This is a genomic window from Amycolatopsis jiangsuensis (assembly GCF_014204865.1).
Taxonomy (GTDB): Bacteria; Actinomycetota; Actinomycetes; order Mycobacteriales; family Pseudonocardiaceae; genus Amycolatopsis; species Amycolatopsis jiangsuensis.
The window spans coordinates 4,443,766-4,459,094 of record NZ_JACHMG010000001.1; the positions used below are offsets into that span (position 1 = coordinate 4,443,766).

Annotated in this window: 13 protein-coding genes; 7 read left to right on the top strand and 6 right to left on the bottom strand. The window is 68.7% G+C overall.

Annotated features, from left to right (window positions below):
- Window positions 1–53: 53 nt before the first annotated feature.
- Window positions 54–2,675, bottom strand: coding sequence for a putative bifunctional diguanylate cyclase/phosphodiesterase (locus BJY18_RS19740; RefSeq protein WP_184781369.1), 2,622 nt, complete (start codon window positions 2,673–2,675; stop codon window positions 54–56).
- Between the two features lie 258 nt (window positions 2,676–2,933).
- Here BJY18_RS19740 and BJY18_RS19745 point away from each other — a divergent pair, with 258 nt between their 5' ends.
- The 3 genes from BJY18_RS19745 to lon all read left to right on the top strand — a co-directional run bounded on the left by BJY18_RS19745 (window position 2,934) and on the right by lon (window position 7,283).
- Window positions 2,934–3,872: a GNAT family N-acetyltransferase gene (locus BJY18_RS19745; protein ID WP_184781370.1), complete on the top strand. Its 939-nt coding sequence runs from the start codon at window positions 2,934–2,936 to the stop codon at window positions 3,870–3,872.
- Window positions 3,873–3,934: 62 nt separating this feature from the next.
- Entirely contained in the window at window positions 3,935–4,783 is an 849-nt protein-coding gene (locus BJY18_RS19750) for an SAM-dependent methyltransferase (protein WP_184781371.1), read from the top strand.
- A gap of 97 nt (window positions 4,784–4,880) precedes the next feature.
- Window positions 4,881–7,283 carry an endopeptidase La gene (gene lon / locus BJY18_RS19755; protein WP_184781372.1) on the top strand — a complete coding sequence of 801 codons (2,403 nt, stop codon included), beginning with the start codon at window positions 4,881–4,883 and terminating at the stop codon, window positions 7,281–7,283.
- Window positions 7,284–7,389: 106 nt separating this feature from the next.
- On the opposite strand, the gene BJY18_RS19760 is transcribed toward lon, so the two are convergent.
- The 3 genes from BJY18_RS19760 to BJY18_RS19770 all read right to left on the bottom strand — a co-directional run bounded on the left by BJY18_RS19760 (window position 7,390) and on the right by BJY18_RS19770 (window position 10,247).
- Window positions 7,390–8,037: a LysE family translocator gene (locus tag BJY18_RS19760; protein ID WP_184781373.1), complete on the bottom strand. Its 648-nt coding sequence runs from the start codon at window positions 8,035–8,037 to the stop codon at window positions 7,390–7,392.
- Between the two features lie 105 nt (window positions 8,038–8,142).
- A complete protein-coding gene (gene rfbA / locus BJY18_RS19765; protein WP_184781374.1) occupies window positions 8,143–9,024 on the bottom strand; it encodes a glucose-1-phosphate thymidylyltransferase RfbA in 882 nt (293 codons plus the stop codon).
- Between the two features lie 74 nt (window positions 9,025–9,098).
- On the bottom strand, window positions 9,099–10,247 hold the full coding sequence (locus BJY18_RS19770) for an exo-alpha-sialidase (RefSeq protein ID WP_184781375.1): 1,149 nt from the start codon (window positions 10,245–10,247) through the stop codon (window positions 9,099–9,101).
- 200 nt (window positions 10,248–10,447) lie between these two features.
- Between BJY18_RS19770 and BJY18_RS19775 the strand changes: the two genes are divergently transcribed.
- The 3 genes from BJY18_RS19775 to BJY18_RS19785 all read left to right on the top strand — a co-directional run bounded on the left by BJY18_RS19775 (window position 10,448) and on the right by BJY18_RS19785 (window position 13,089).
- Window positions 10,448–11,176 carry a tyrosine-protein phosphatase gene (locus BJY18_RS19775; RefSeq protein ID WP_184781376.1) on the top strand — a complete coding sequence of 243 codons (729 nt, stop codon included), beginning with the start codon at window positions 10,448–10,450 and terminating at the stop codon, window positions 11,174–11,176.
- A 225-nt stretch (window positions 11,177–11,401) separates the two neighbouring features.
- On the top strand, window positions 11,402–12,046 hold the full coding sequence (locus BJY18_RS19780; protein ID WP_184781377.1) for a hypothetical protein: 645 nt from the start codon (window positions 11,402–11,404) through the stop codon (window positions 12,044–12,046).
- Window positions 12,046–13,089 carry a helix-turn-helix domain-containing protein gene (locus BJY18_RS19785; protein ID WP_184781378.1) on the top strand — a complete coding sequence of 348 codons (1,044 nt, stop codon included), beginning with the start codon at window positions 12,046–12,048 and terminating at the stop codon, window positions 13,087–13,089. Before BJY18_RS19780 ends, BJY18_RS19785 begins: the two co-directional genes overlap by 1 nt.
- 455 nt (window positions 13,090–13,544) lie before the next feature.
- Here BJY18_RS19785 and BJY18_RS19790 read toward each other — a convergent pair whose 3' ends face one another.
- Together BJY18_RS19790 and BJY18_RS19795 are read right to left on the bottom strand one after the other, a co-directional pair.
- Complete coding sequence (locus tag BJY18_RS19790) at window positions 13,545–14,018, bottom strand: HIT family protein (RefSeq protein WP_221457838.1); 474 nt, start codon at window positions 14,016–14,018, stop codon at window positions 13,545–13,547.
- Entirely contained in the window at window positions 14,015–14,782 is a 768-nt protein-coding gene (locus BJY18_RS19795; protein ID WP_184781379.1) for a GntR family transcriptional regulator, read from the bottom strand. The genes BJY18_RS19790 and BJY18_RS19795 overlap by 4 nt, the downstream gene beginning before the upstream one ends.
- 147 nt (window positions 14,783–14,929) lie before the next feature.
- On the opposite strand from BJY18_RS19795, the gene BJY18_RS19800 reads away from it, so the two are divergent.
- Complete coding sequence (locus BJY18_RS19800) at window positions 14,930–15,328, top strand: hypothetical protein (protein WP_184781380.1); 399 nt, start codon at window positions 14,930–14,932, stop codon at window positions 15,326–15,328.
- Window position 15,329 lies beyond the last annotated feature (1 nt).

Below are 15,329 nucleotides of genomic sequence, written 5' to 3' on the forward strand. Positions count from 1 at the left end.
TTAGCAAGGGGCTTCACCCGTCGGTGCAACCGGGGTCGGGTTACCGCGAAACCTCAGGTCAGCAGGGTCAGCACGGTCTCCGAATGCCGTCCCGGCGAGCGGGCCGTGCGGGCCTGCAGCCAGGCCTCCAGCCGGTCCTCCGGCAACGGGCGCGAGATCAGGTACCCCTGGGCCACGTCACAGCCCATCGCCTCCAGCTGGTCGCGCGCGACGTCCTCTTCGACGCCTTCGGCGACCACCGTGAGGCCCAGCGAGTGGCCGAGTTCGACGATCGAGCGCACCACCGCGAGGTCGCCGAGGTCGGTGCCCATGCCGAGGACGAAGCTCTTGTCGATCTTCACCTGGTCCACCGGCAGCTGGCGCAGGTAGGCCAGCGACGAGTAGCCGGTGCCGAAGTCGTCCACGGCCAGTTCGATGCCCAGCGAATGCAGCTCACGCAGGATCGGCAGCGCCTTCTGCGGGTCCGACATCACCCCGGACTCGGTCAGCTCGAAGGTGAGCAGTTCCGGGGGCACGCCGAAGCGTTCCAGCTCGCGCTGCACCTTCGCCGGGAAGTCCTCGTCGCCCAGGTTGCGCACGGACAGGTTCACCGCGGCGGAGATGCGCAGGCCCTCGTCGAGCCACTTGCGCACCCGCCGGAGGGATTCCTCCAGCACGAAGGACGTCAGCACGCCGATCAGGCCGGCCGCCTCGATCGCCGGCACGAACTCGTCCGGGCCGAGCCTGCCGAACTCCGGGTGCACCCAGCGCACCAGCGCCTCCACACCCGCCACCTGCCGGTTCGGCAGGGTGATCTTGGGCTGGTAGTGCACCGACACGTGCCCGTCTTCGAGCGACTGCCGGAACTGCGTGACCATCTGGAACCGGCGCAGGAAGATCTGCCCCATGCTCGGCACGTAGCCGCGCACCTCGTCACCGCCACGGGTGGCGCGCACGGCGACGTCGGCTCGTTGCAGCATGCCGTCCACGTCCACCTCGCCCGCCTCACCGGAGGAGCTTGCGTAGCCGATCATCGCGTTGGCCTCGACGGAAAGCCGGTCCACCGGGTACGGCGCGGACAGCTGCACCCGCAGCCGCTCGGCGACCAGGTGCGCGTTGTCGTTCGTGCAGTCCACCAGCAACGCGACGAAGGAGGCGCCCTCGAGCCGGGCGAGCGGCACGTCCGGGCCGAGCGCGTCGCGGATGCGGCGGCCGGCCGCGATCACCATCCGGTCCGCCCACGAGTAGCCGAGGGCGTCGCTGACCGTGGAGAACACGTCGAGGTCGATGCGCAGCACCACGACTTCGGCGGACTCGCGCAGCGGGTCCTTGGCGACCTGCTGGAAGCCGGGCCGGTTGAGGTGACCGGTGAGCGGGTCGTGGTAGGCGTCGTGCCGGAGCGTCGCGAGCAGCCGCCGGTTGTCCAGTGACGTCGCGAGGTGGCTGGCCATCGTGCCGAGCAGCTGCACGTCGTACTTGCCGAAACCGCGCCAGCGCGAGAGCCGGTCGTGCGCCTCGGCGATGCCGAGCAGCTGGTTGGCACTGCGCAACGGCACCACGAGTGCTTCCTGCGCGCCACGGTCGAGCAGTGCGGCGCGGACGTCGGGGTTCGCCTCGGTGATCCGGAAGTGCCGGACGTGCGCGCCGGGAAGGCGCAGCAGCGGATCGTCGGCGTTCGGATCGATCGCGGGCAGGTCGTCGCCCGCGACGACGACGCGCATCGGGTCGTCCGCCTCCAGCCGCAGCCGCAGTACGACGCGTCCCGCGGCCAGCTGGTCCTTGATCCGCTCCGCGATCGTGGCCCACTCCCGCACGTCGACGCCGCCGACGAGGTCCTCACCGCGGCTGGCCGGGCGGGCCGCGGCCTGCTGCCCGGACCGCGCGACCATCAGGCTCACGTCCGAAAGCGCTTCCATGTCCCGCTGTTCCCGCAGCAGGTCGGAGTAGGCCCAGTACAGCGCGGTCAGGCCGAGGAACACGGCCAGTACCAGCGGCCAGGCCTGCGGGGTGTTCGAGATGACGAGGTAGCCGGACAGGCCGACCGAGGCGTTCACGAAGCCCACGACGAGGATGCGGCCGGTGAGCCGGATCGCCGTGCTGACCCGCATCCGGCGGCGCAGCACGCGGACCGCGGCCAGCGCCAGCAGCGTGCTCACCAGCGGCGCGGTGAGCGTGCCGGCCAGCGCCGCGACCCACGGCATGGAGCTTCCGCCCACCGCGTGGGTGACGAGGCCGGCCACCGCGAACGCGCCGGTGATCTCGAGCAGGAACGCGCCCGCGTTGTAGAGGACCCGGCCGGCGACCTTGCGGGCCAGCAGCGTGCCGATGCCGGCCACCAGGTGCGCGGCCAGCACGACCTCGAACGGCGCCACGAAGAAACCGATTACCAGCGGAATTTCGGTGAACGAGATGGTCCAGGAAATCCCGCTGCGCACGTCGACGTTGATGCCGAGCTGTTCGGCGAGCAGGAAGGCCAGCGCCAGCACCGGGCCGATCCACCAGAGCTTGGCCGAACCGTCGAAGGGCAGCCAGGTGCCGACCGCGAACGCGGCGACGATGCCCAGCGTCAGCACGACGAACGTGTAGACGCGGAAGCGGCTCTCGTCGGTGCGGGAATCGGTCAACGCCCCGGCCGCGGCGCCCCCCTTGCCCTTGGCCCCGGATGCGGCACCGGCATGGGCGTTGCTGTCCGGCATCCGACCTTCCTTCCCGGCATCCCGGTCGCGCTCGTCAGTGACGTCAGGTGTGGGCGAGAGCCGCACCTTACCCCGTAGGGTGTACCTGCGTCCCTTTCGAGACAGTAGGAGATCACCACACGGTTAACAATGGGCACTCGCTGCTGACCAGCGTGGACCAAGGAGTGAAACTGCCCGTTCGGGCTGGATCCGGCGGCCTGGGGTGTGTTCTGGGGTCCGGACCGCCCGGCGCGGATCACAGCGGATCACAATGGAGGCATGCACAACGACGTGACAGCCACCGGCCATGCGGCGCGCATCGCCACGGTGGACGCCTTGCTTCCCGCGCCACCCCCGTTCTCCGTGCACGGGGAAAACGCCCTGCTCACCGCGGAGGTCGGCGACACCACCGCGGCCGGTCTCGCCAGCCGGACCGAACTGGGCAGCGACGATCCGCAGTCGGTCTGGCGGGCGCTGACCGAGCACCGGCTCGAGGTGCAGCTCGCCGGACCCGATCCGGCGGCGGGCCTGGACGCCCTCCTCACCCGATGGGATGAACACCTGCGACCCCTCGCCCAGGTGGGGGATAACGAGTGCGCCGCGGTGCTGTCGAGGCCGAGCCGTGACACCGCCGGAGCCACCGAACTGCTGCGTCACGGCTTCGCCCCGGTCAGCGTCATCGCGGTCCGCCCCGCCGCCCGGATGGCCGCGCCGGGACCGGCCACCACCCCGGGCGTCTGCATCCGGCACGCGACGCCGCACGACCTCGGCACCGCGGTGAAGCTGATGCTGGAGCTGCAGCGCTACGACGCGCAGTTCGGCAAGGTCACCGTGCGCCCGGGCATCGAGGAGCTGCTGGAGAAGGAGCTGCTGCGCCAGCTCGAGCGCCCCGAACCCCAGCTGTGGATCGCCGAGCTGTACGGACAGCCGCTGGGCATCGCGCTGTTGCAGATGCCGGACGAGACGGGCTGGATCAGCCACCGCGTGGCCGCGTCCCGGATCGGCTACCTGTCGTCGCTCGCGGTGTCGGAGGCGGCTCGGTCCTCCGGTGTCGGTTCGGCGCTGGCCGCGCACGCGCACCAGGTGTTCGACGAGGCCGGTGCGGATGTCGTGCTCCTGCACAGCGCCGTGGCCAACCCGCGGTCCACGCCGTTCTGGTACGCGCAGGGCTACCGGCCACTGTGGACCGGATGGCAGCGGCGGCCCGCGGCGCGCTGAGCTGCCCTTGAGCGGGACGGCTCCGGCACGGGGTAACTTGGCTGCGACCGAGGGGAGTCGTCGTGACCGATCAGCCGGATTCCGCACCGAGAGCGCCCGAGGGTGTCGACACCGAGAAGCCGTCCGCGGCCCGCGTGTACGACTGGTTCCTCGGCGGTAAGCAGAACTGGGCCGTGGACCGGGAGTTCGGCAAACGGATCGAGCAGCAGTGGCCGCTCGTGCGGCCCGGTTCGAAACAGAACCGCGAGTTCATGAACCGCGTCGTGCGGGCCGCGCTGGACGAGGGCATCCGGCAGTTCGTCGACCTCGGCTCCGGCGTGCCCACGGCGGGCAACGTGCACGAGGTGATCGAGGCCGAGCTCGACGAGGACGACGAGGCGACCGTGGTCTACGTCGACTACGAGCCGGTGGCGGTCGCGCACGCGACGCTGATCCTCGAGGACGAGGCGGCCACCGACTGGGCCGGCATCGTGCAGGCCGACGTGCGGGACGCGAAGGCGGTGCTGCGGCACCCGCGCACCCTCGAGCTGATCGACTTCGACCAGCCGGTCTGCCTGATGATGATGGCGGTGCTGCACTTCGTCGGCCCGGACGACGGACCGGACGAACTGGTCGCCGCCTACCGCGACGCGCTCGCACCGGGCAGCTGGCTGGCCATCTCGCAGATGACCGAAGGCGAGGGCAGCGGGCCGGCGCTCGAAGGCCTGCGCTGGTTCGTCGAGCAGTACCGCAAGACCAGCAACCCGGTGTGGCTGCGGGAGCGCGACGAGGTCGTCCCGTTCTTCGGCGGCTGGCCGCTGCTCGAACCCGGCATCCAGCACCTGCCGGACTGGCGTCCGGAGCGCACACTGAACGCGGTCGAAGCGGAAGCCACGCCGTTCGCCTGGTGCGGGGTCGCACGCAAGCCCTAGCAACGAGGGGTGATCGCTGCGGGCGAACACTCCCTGGGAAACAAACCCGCCCTTCGGAGAGTTGAGCAAGTCAGACTCAACTATCCGAGGAGTGCACATGTCCGACACCCGCCTCCTGCCCGTGCTCCCGCTCGATGACGACGTCGTGCTGCCGGGCATGGTGGTCCCGCTCGACCTCAGCGACGGCGAGACCCGGGCCGCAGTGGAGTCCGCACAGGCCCGGACGCCCGCCGCGGCTTCGCTGCCCGGCATCCGTTCCGGCGCGGCGACCAAGGCCGAGGTCCTGATCGTGCCGCGCGTCCACGGCGAGTACGCCGAGTTCGGCACCGTGGCCACGGTCGAACGCGTCGGCCGGGTTCCCGGCGGCACGGCCGCGGTCCTGCTGCGCGGCACCGGCCGTGCCGTGGTGGGTCGGATCGCCGACGGTCCGGGCGCCGCCCGTTGGGTGCACGCCGACGACGTGGCGGAGACCACCGACGACCGTTCCGCGCAGCTCGCCACGGAGTACAAGGGCGTGGTCATCTCGGTGCTCCAGCAGCGCGGTGGCTGGCAGATGATCGACGCCGTCCAGCAGATCGAGGAGCCGTCCGCGGTCGCCGACCTGTCCGGCAACGCGCCGTACCTGAAGACCGAGCAGAAGCTGGAGCTGCTGAACACGCTCGACGTGAGCGCCCGGCTGGAGAAGGCCCTGGAGTGGAGCCGGGAGTACCTGGCCGAGCTGGAGGTCACCGACACCATCCGCAAGGACGTCCAGGAGGGCATGGACAAGCAGCAGAAGGAGTTCCTGCTGCGCCGCCAGCTCGAGGCGATCCGCAAGGAGCTCGGCGAGCTCGACGGCACCGCGGAGGACGACGACTACCGCGCCCGCGTGGAGGCGGCCGAGCTGCCCGACCACGTGAAGAAAGCCGCGCTGGCCGAAGTCGACAAGCTGGAGCGCACCTCCGAGCAGTCCCCCGAGGGCGGCTGGATCCGCACCTGGCTCGACACGGTGCTGGAGCTGCCGTGGAACGAACGCACCGAGGACGTCTACGACATCGCCGCCGCCCGTGCGGTGCTGGACGCCGACCACTCGGGGCTCGACGACGTGAAGGAACGCATCATCGAGTACCTGGCCGTGCGCAAGCGGCGCGCGGAGTCCGGGCTCGGCCCGATCGGCGGCCGCCGTTCCGGCGCCGTGCTGGCGCTCGCCGGTCCTCCCGGGGTCGGCAAGACCTCGCTCGGCGAGTCGGTGGCGAAGGCGATGGGGCGCACGTTCGTCCGCGTCGCGCTGGGCGGTATCCGGGACGAGGCGGAGATCCGCGGCCACCGGCGCACCTACGTCGGCGCGCTGCCCGGCCGGATCGTGCGGGCCATCAAGGAGGCCGGCTCGATGAACCCGGTCGTGCTGCTGGACGAGGTCGACAAGGTCGGCGCCGACTACCGCGGGGACCCGACGGCCGCACTGCTGGAGGTGCTGGACCCGGAGCAGAACCACACGTTCCGCGACCACTACCTCGAGGTCGAGCTGGACCTGTCCGACGTCGTGTTCCTGGCCACCGCGAACGCCCTGGAGACGATCCCCGGGCCGCTGCTGGACCGGATGGAGCTGGTGACGCTCGACGGGTACACCGAGCACGAGAAGGTGACCATCGCGCGCGATCACCTGCTGCCGCGGGAGCTGGAGCGTGCCGGGCTGGGTTCCGGCGACGTCACGCTCACCGACGAGGCGTTCAGCCGGATCGCGGCCGAGTACACCCGCGAGGCGGGCGTGCGCGAGGCGAACCGCACGATCGCGAAGGTGCTGCGCAAGATCACCACGAAGGTCGCGATGGACGAGCTGGCGTTGCCGGTCACGGTCGACGCCACGGGGCTGGAAACCTACCTCGGCCGTCCCCGGCACGTACCGGAGTCGTCGCTGCCGGAGGCCACGCAGCGCACGTCGACGCCGGGTGTGGCAACGGGTCTGGCGGTGACCGGCGCGGGTGGTGACGTGCTCTACATCGAGGCGTCGCTGGCCGATCCGGAAAGCGGGTCCACCGGTTTGCAACTCACCGGCCAGCTGGGCGAGGTGATGAAGGAGTCGGTGCAGATCGCCCTGTCCTACCTGCGCTCGCACGGCGCGGAGCTGGAGCTGCCGGTGAGTGATCTGAAGGACCGCGGCATCCACGTCCACGTGCCCGCGGGCGCGGTGCCGAAGGACGGTCCGTCGGCGGGCATCACGATGACCACGGCGCTGGCGTCGCTGCTGTCCGGCCGGATGGTCCGCACCGACGTGGCGATGACCGGCGAGGTCTCCCTCACCGGACGCGTCCTGCCGATCGGCGGGGTGAAGCAGAAACTGCTCGCCGCCCACCGAGCGGGGATGAAGACGGTGATCATCCCGCAACGCAACGAACCCGACCTGGACGACGTACCCGCCGAAGTCCTCGCCCAGCTCGACGTGCACCCGGTGGCCAACGTCCGGGAGGTGCTGGACCTGGCGCTGACCCCGGCCTCGGCCGGCCTGCCGCAAGCGGCCTGACCCGGAGTCGCGGGGCCCGCTCTTCCAGCCAGGAGGAGCGGGGCCCTCGGCGCTGGTCGTGCGCGACACTGGTCGTGCAGGTGCGCGGTCTCCCGCGCACCTGCGGTCAGATCCGTGCCCTGGCGGGAACTTCCCATGCGAGCAGCAGGGCGACGCAGCCGAGCAGGGTGCCGGTGATCCGCCGTTGCCAGGCCGCCCACGCCGGACGGCGGCCGACCAGCTTGGCGACCGAACCGGCGGCGAGCACGATCGACGCGTTCACCGTGAGGCTGACCACGATCTGCAGGCCGCCGAGAGTGAATCCCTGTGCGGTCACGTGGCCCAGTGCCGGGTCGACGAACTGCGGGATCAGGGCCACGTACATGATCGCGGCTTTCGGATTCAGCAGGTTCGTGACCATGCCCATCCGGAACAGCTTGCCCGCCGGGTCCCGCGCCAGCTCCCGCGGCTCGAACAGCCCCCGTCCGCCGGGCCGCAGCGCCTGCCAGGCCAGGTACGCCAGGTACGCGGCACCCGCGGCCTTGAAGCCGATGTAGAGCCACGGCACCGCGGCGAACACCACCGCCAGCCCGAGGTTCGCCATGGCCAGGTAGACCACGAAGCCGACGCCGGTGCCGGCCAGCGAGATCCAGCCGGCCATCCGGCCCTGGCTGATGCTGCGCGAGACGAGGTACATCATGTTCGGACCGGGCGTGAGCACCATGCCCAGCGCGGTCACCGCCATGCCGGCCGCGGCCGCCGTCGAGATCACCATGACCGCTGATGCTGCGGCCGGTGGGCCGGGTCGTTCAAGGGCCAGCCGGCCGGCACTGGCCTGGCCGGTGGTGTCCGTGCCGCCTGTGGTGTCCGCTGTGGACGGTCAGCCGGTGGCGCCCGCGACCCTGGCGACGTTCATCACGTACTCGCCGTAGCCCGATTTCGCCAGCTTCGTGCCCAGCGCGTAGCACTCGTCCGCGCCGATGAAGCCCATCTTCAGCGCGACCTCTTCGAGGCAGGCGATCCGCACGCCCGTGCGGTGTTCGAGCACCTGCACGAACTGACCGGCCTCCAGCAGCGAATCGTGCGTGCCGGTGTCGAGCCAGGCGAAGCCGCGGCTCAGTTCGATCAGGTCGGCGCGGCCTTGGCGCAGGTAGGTGAGGTTGACGTCGGTGATCTCGAACTCGCCGCGGTGCGACGGCTTGAGCTTGCGGGCGATGTCCACGACCTCGTTGTCGTAGAAGTAGAGCCCGGTGATCGCGTTGTTCGACCGCGGCCGCTCGGGTTTCTCCTCGATGGAGCGCAGCCGGCCGTGCTCGTCGACTTCGCCGACGCCGTAGCGCTCGGGATCCTTGACCTGGTAGCCGAACAGCACGCAGCCGTCGAGGCCGGTGGCGGCCTGCTGCAGCGTGGTGGAGAAACCCTGGCCGTAGAAGATGTTGTCGCCGAGGATCAGCGCCACCGGATCGTCGCCGACGAAGTCCGCGCCGATCACGAACGCCTCGGCCAGCCCGTTCGGGCTCGGCTGCTCGGCGAAGGAGAAGGACAGCCCGAACTGGCTGCCGTCCCCCAGCAGCCGGCGGAAGTTCGGCAGGTCGGACGGCGTCGAGATGATCAGGATGTCCCGGATCCCGGCCAGCATCAGCACCGAGATCGGGTAGTAGATCATCGGTTTGTCGTACACCGGCAGCAACTGCTTCGACACGGCTTGGGTGATCGGGTGCAGGCGTGTACCGCTGCCCCCCGCGAGCACGATGCCCTTCACGTCTGCTGCTCCCTCGGTCGCTCTCCGGTTCGCCGCTCACCGTACCGAGTGACACCGGACGAGTCGCTCGAGAATCAGAAGAGCGGCCCCTTGCCGAAGTACGCCTTGCAGCCGGAGTTGTACTCGGTGGCGATCTCGAGCACGTTTTTCCCGCCGTCGACCGGCAGCAGGGTGGACGAGTAGTTGGGGCAGAAGTTGTTGTAGATGCCGGTGATCAGGATCGGACCGGGCATCGGGTACCAGTTGCCCTCGCCGAGGTCGTCGTTCACGAGCAGAGTCTGCCCGTTGCCGGGCCGGGGCGCGCCGAGCGCGCTGGTGTAGATCTGCCCGACCATGACCAGCCGCACGCCGTGCGGGCCGCCGGGGAAGAGCGTGACGGTCTGGGCGTGCTGGAAGTAGTCGCCGCTGGCGGTGACCACGCGGGTGCCCGGATCGGCCGGATCGCCCCAATTCGCACCGTCGGCGGAGATCTTGTAGTAGGGATCGCAGTAGCGGTCGCCGTAGTTGCAGATCTCGTAGCTGAACCAGTACCGCCCATCCGGCAGCCTGCGGATGATCGGCATGCCCGGACGCACCCGGTCCGGCGGGATGGCCATGGTCAGCTGCTTGGTTCCCCAGTGCACGCCGTCGGTCGAGGCGACCCGGTTGAGCACCTGTGCGTACTGCGGGGCCTGGGTTTCGTCGGCGTAGTGCAGCCAGAGCGTGCCGCCGGCGTCGACGGAGAACTCGGGCTCCCAGATGCCGTCGTGGTTGTGCGAGCGCGCGGCCTCGGACAGGAACGTCCAGTGCCTGCCGCCGTCGCGGCTGGCCCACACCTTGATGCCGATGCGCCGCTGCGCACCCGCTTCCTGCCGGTAGCTGGCGGCCCACAGCAACGTGCCCTCGCGCAGGGACCCGACGCGCTGGGGCAGTTCGTAGAGCGTCCCGCAGCACTGGCCGAGCTCGGCGTCCGGATCACGGATCGCGGCGATCCGGTGGAAGCTCTGGCCCTCGTCGGTGCTCTCCATGATCGGAGTGAACTTGCCGGCGGAGTCCTCACTGGTCAGCGCCGCGATGATGTTTCCGCGCCCGAACGGCGAATGCTCCAGCCGCACCAGCCGCGGGTACGACCCGTACCCGGGCACCAGCTGCTGCTTGTCGACCACCGCGGTCGCCGGGGTGAACCCGGCGGCGAGGACCACCAGCGACGTGAGGAAGGCGACCACGGGAGTCCAACGACGCATTCGGCACCCTCTCTCGCTGACGGCCGCGCGATTACATCACGCGACCGCCGAGGCACCCCGAAAGTTCCGCAGGTCAGTCCCCGATTCCACTCGTTCGTGGGGTCTCATGCGCGGCTGGTCCGCCGGCGAGGGTACAAAGGCACCTTCGAAATATCCGGCCCGACCTTCGCGGCCGTGGAAGCGATGGGACGCACCGCATCGTGAGCACGAACCCGTCTCGCGTCGTGTCCGCCGAGGGCCTGGTCAATGCCCGGGATCTCGGCGGGCTCGAACGAACCGGCGGCGGACACACCCCGCGCGGCGTGTTCTTCCGCTCGGAAAACCTGTCCGCGGTGACCGCGCGGGGCTGGCGGCACCTGCACGCGCTCGGCATCCGCACCGTGCTCGATCTCCGGCAACCAGCCGAACGCGCACAGTCCGGCTATCGCGCACCCGACTGGCTCACCCGGGTCGAGATCGATCACGACGGTCTGACCGAACATCCCGATTTCTGGGCGGAGTACTGGGAAAGCGGGCTGGTCGGCACCGCGCTGTACTACCTGCCGCACCTGACCCGGCTACCGCACCGCTCGGCGGCGGTGCTGTCCGCGCTCGCCCGGGCACCGGAGGGCGGCGTGCTGTTCCACTGCGTCAGCGGCCGCGACCGCACCGGGCTCATCTCGCTGCTCCTGCTGGCCATCGCCGGAACCACCGAGGAAGCGATCGTCGAGGACTACCTGATCTCGGCGCGCAACGGCGCCGCGGTGGCAGCCGCCCAAGGCCGCCCGAACGGCGAACCCGCCGCCGAAGCCCTGTGCCGCGCCCACGGCACGACAACCGAGACCGCCTTCCGCACCGCAGTCGCTGCCTGCGCCGCGGCCCCGCTCCTCGACCTCCTGGACACCGAGGACCGAAAGGCGATCACGACCTGGCGCGGAACACTCCCCTGACGTGGCGGACCGGCCGCCCACCACGCCGGGGGTCCGTCAGCGGTAGTTGGTGAACTGCGTCCAACCTGGACGGATGGGCGGTCGCGGGGCTCTGAGCTGCGGGTTCGTGTCCGTTGGCGCTCGTCGTTGGTCGTCGCTGACTGGTGCCGTCTGTACCGGATTTGTACCGACCCAGTCAGTCTTGTCCGCGTGACACGCCACCTCAAGAGTGGTATAAAATCCGGTATGATTTCCCATCCGGTCATGGACACCGTGGTTGCAGAGCTGGGCGACAAGGTGATCTTGGGGCTCGCTCGGGCAGCCCGGCACGGAAAGCGCGAGTACAGCGTCTACCGTGAGGAGCACCCTGACTGGGTGGCCATCAACACGCCAAGGACCATTGCCTGCCTGTTACATGACTGGATGTGGTCGGAGGTCGACCGCCAGTTCGCTGACCTTGATCACATCCACTTGATCGACGATAACGTCAAGCGAGAGATTCTGGTCCAGGTCAGCTCGGCCGAGCGACTGCACTATCGCGTCCGTCTGAAGCGGCACCATCTCGACGGTCGAACGAGCAGCTATCGCACACAGAACGTGATCGACTTCGAGTCACAGGGTGCAACTGACAGCTTCCCCGGTTTTGACGAATGCCGTCTGGAGGCTGGCTATGAGTGGGATCGTGAGACGCGATCTATGGGCCCCGGTGTGCTCACTCTTCGAGACGGGCAAGATAACGTCATCTGGACCTACCAGCTGCCTGATGAGCCGAGCGGCGAGGCGGGAGGCGTCGTCGCCTACCCCAACGTGCCGGGGCCGACGTTGCCCACTGTCGACGTTGCAGATGGGGCGGCCGGCGGGCGTCAACCCACAGGATCGGATGAGGAGTAATGGCTGCAATCGGTGACGCGCTACGTACGTTGCGCCTTGCCCGCGGCTTCACTGGTGAACATCTCGCCGAGTTGATCGGAGTAGCGCAGCCGACGGTCAACCGTTACGAGATGAACGAGCGCGTGCCGGACGAGGAGACCCTTGGCAAGCTCGCTGAGGCGCTGGGGGTCACTGAGGACTTCCTGCAGCATGCGGGTTCGCTCAGGGGTGCGATGGCAGTGGATGCACACATGCGGCGGCGAGCGTCCGCGAGGGCCAAAGAGTGGCGCCAACTTGAGGCGCGTTTGAACGAGTTGCGAATGCGCTTGAGCTTTCTCTTTGAGCAGGTTTCCCTTCATGCGGATCAGATCGTGCCAACCTTCGATCCTGTCGACGTTTCCGCAGCCGATGCGGCCCGATTGACGCGGATGCAATGGCGTATTCCGGTCGGGCCGATCAGAAACCTGACCGGGTGGATTGAGGCTGCAGGCTGCGTCGTGATTGTCGAAGATTTCGGCACGGCCAGAGTGGACGGCCTATCGCAGTGGGTTGGCGATCATCCGGTCGTGCTGTTGAATGAGCGCGCCCCAGCTGATCGACGACGATGGACGCTCGCCCATGAACTTGGTCACTTGTGTTTGCACTCGGAGTATATAGGCACCAGTCCCGAAGATGAGGCCAATGGATTCGCGGCTGAATTTCTTATGCCAGAAGAGATTATTCGTCCTCAGCTTCGAAACCTGACGACGGGAAGACTGGCTGATCTCAAGCGTCAGTGGGGCACATCTATGCAAGCGTTGGTTGAACGCGCGCATCAGTTGAGGACAATTACGGCCACTGAGCGGACGTCGCTATACAAGAAGTTCAGCCGATTGGGTTGGCGCGTTCGCGAGCCGGTCAGCGAAGAGTTGCCCTTGGAAGTTCCACACCTCACGGAGAACGTTGCCACTACTTTGCAATCGAAGGGTTTCTCTGAACAAGAGGTTGCAAAGATGGCTGGATATAGAGATGTCAGCCTGAATACGATAATCTGCGCCGAATGGCCGCGGCTCCGCGCGCTCTGAGATTCAAGTGATGCGCTGACATGGCGGCGTTGGGATCCCGCCCTCGCAGTGGGTGGCCTCTCGGCATCTCGTCGACCTGGCGCAGCCCGATCATGTCGTGTCAAGGGGGCACCTTCCGCCCTGGGTGCCTGAACTGCGAAAACGCCCCCTTGACGCGGCGTGATAGCCCTCTGGGAGGTCGGCGAGATGCCGTTTGGCCAACCACGGACGCAACGTGCGGGCCCTGCCGGCCATCTCGGAGACCTGCCCGTCCGGCGAGGACACCTCTTTGATCTGCGGCCTATCGCGTCCATCGGCCCATTCGCCCCGGCCGACTCGCGGGGGACCGGCCGCCAGGCCGCACGCCCCCGCGAGGGCTTGGCCGGGGCAAAGGCATGGGGCCGAGCGGCCCCGGAGGGGCCGCCTTGATCCTGTAGAGAAAGTTCTCACCGAGCCTCCGCCTCACGACCAGCGGCTCAACCGAGAAGAGTCCGAAGCGCTGCGGCGTCGCTGGCGAGTTGCGCAGGGTCGATCTGGGATTCATCGCCACTCTGAGGCAGCAGCGGGAACGGCCTCCCCGGAGCAGGGTCCTCGACGAAGCGCGGCAGTAGGTGCGTGTGGAGATGCGGAACGGTGTTCCCCAACGTCTCGTAGTTCATCTTGAGCGGCCGGTAGAACGTCGCCAGCGCCTTCGCCACGGTCAACGTCGCCTTCCAGTACGCCTGCGCCTCCGACTCGCTCAGCTCGAACGGCTCGACGACGTGACGCCCGCGCCAGATCACGAGCGTGTACCCGCGCTGGATATCGGCCCGCTGGAGCACGGCGTCCACATCGGCCGTCTCGAAGATCCGGATCCCGTAGGTGTCCTCGTCCAAGCGCTTCGACTGGCACATCTCACAGGCTTCGCCGCTGATCCGGTCCGCCCAGTTGCCCGGCCACTCGCTCGTCATGGCTGAATGTCGCCTTCGTTCCACTCGTAGATGAACTCGTGCTTGTCGCCCGCGTAGACGTCGTGAGCGGCCTGCAGTGGCCTACCGTCCTTGTCGTAGTCGACGTCCCACATGTGCATCACCGGCACGCCCGCGTGGAGGGTGAGTAGCTCCGTCTCCTCCGGGGTCGGCATGAGCGCGCTGAACACCTCGACCCCTCGGAAGAACGTGTGCCCGAGTGACTCGATCAGCTCGTCCGGCCCCTCCGGCAGTGCGTCGGGAGACTCAAGGCGAGTGTCCGCTGCGAGCCACAGTGGGTAGTAGCTCGCGGAGACCACGACCGGCTCGTCGTCGAGGAACTGCAAGCGACGGCGTACGACTGCCTCGTCGCCGGGCGAAGCGCGTAGCCAATGGGCTGCATTCGCGGGCAGGGGAGCGCGACCGACGAAGAGGATTCGCCGGGACGGAACTCGCCCCTGCTCGATGGCTCCGACATCGAAGACGGGCTTTCCGGTGTCCCGGTGGGCCGCGTGGCGTCGTGCAGCAGAGACGCGGCGGAGGGGCGGACGGCGTCGAACGAAGGTGCCGCGTCCGAACTCGGTCGTCACCAGGCCCTCGGAGACCAGGAAGGCAATCGCCTTGCCTGCGGTCGCCTTGGTCGTGCCGTACTGGGCGATGAGCTGCCGCTCGGACGGGAGTACGGCCCCCGGAGCGAGGTCCCCCTGCAAGATCGCCGCGCGCAGGTCGGCCGCGATCCGTCTGCTGAGCGGTAGCCGTTCCGACACGGGATCTCCTTCGCTGCGTCAGTGTCCAGCGTACGGCCTCCCTAGTGAGACCTCCACACCTCGCTTGACAACCTCCCTAGGGAGGTGCAACCTGAAGATACCTCCCTAGGGAGGTTGACCGGGTTCGGCGCGACGACGGAGGCGAACATGGGCGCTCTTGCTCTGCTGGATGACGAGCGGTACGTGACGGTGATTCCGGAGCGGTTCCGGTTCTCCGACGAGAACCCGCTGACGTTGGAACCGTTCGGCCGCAACAAGTTCGGTGACCTGCCGCCGTACGTCGAGGACGTGATCACGGACGTCGTCGGGCTGACCGAGGCGAAGTGGGAAGCGCTCGTGGACGCGGGGGAGACCTATTCCGTCGTCGGGCCGTTCCGCTACTACTCGCTGGCTCCGTTGTTCCAGTCGTTCGCCGCCCGCAAGCACCGCCCTGGCCCGACCGGCATGTGCCCGGACTGCTGGGGCACCCTCGCGGCCTGCGACACCGATGGCTCGGTGACCGGCACCGTCGGCGCAGCCTTCGTCTGCGACTGCGCGGGGGTCTGAG

Coding starts and splice junctions, on each gene's coding strand:
- BJY18_RS19745 (WP_184781370.1), top strand. CDS start 2,934: ATGCACAACGACGTGACAGCCACCGGCCATGCGGCGCGCATCGCCACG.
- BJY18_RS19740 (WP_184781369.1), bottom strand. CDS start 2,675: ATGCCGGACAGCAACGCCCATGCCGGTGCCGCATCCGGGGCCAAGGGC.
- BJY18_RS19785 (WP_184781378.1), top strand. CDS start 12,046: ATGGCTGCAATCGGTGACGCGCTACGTACGTTGCGCCTTGCCCGCGGC.
- BJY18_RS19770 (WP_184781375.1), bottom strand. CDS start 10,247: ATGCGTCGTTGGACTCCCGTGGTCGCCTTCCTCACGTCGCTGGTGGTC.
- lon (WP_184781372.1), top strand. CDS start 4,881: ATGTCCGACACCCGCCTCCTGCCCGTGCTCCCGCTCGATGACGACGTC.
- BJY18_RS19760 (WP_184781373.1), bottom strand. CDS start 8,037: ATGGTGATCTCGACGGCGGCCGCGGCCGGCATGGCGGTGACCGCGCTG.
- BJY18_RS19780 (WP_184781377.1), top strand. CDS start 11,402: ATGATTTCCCATCCGGTCATGGACACCGTGGTTGCAGAGCTGGGCGAC.
- BJY18_RS19790 (WP_221457838.1), bottom strand. CDS start 14,018: ATGACGAGCGAGTGGCCGGGCAACTGGGCGGACCGGATCAGCGGCGAA.
- BJY18_RS19800 (WP_184781380.1), top strand. CDS start 14,930: ATGGGCGCTCTTGCTCTGCTGGATGACGAGCGGTACGTGACGGTGATT.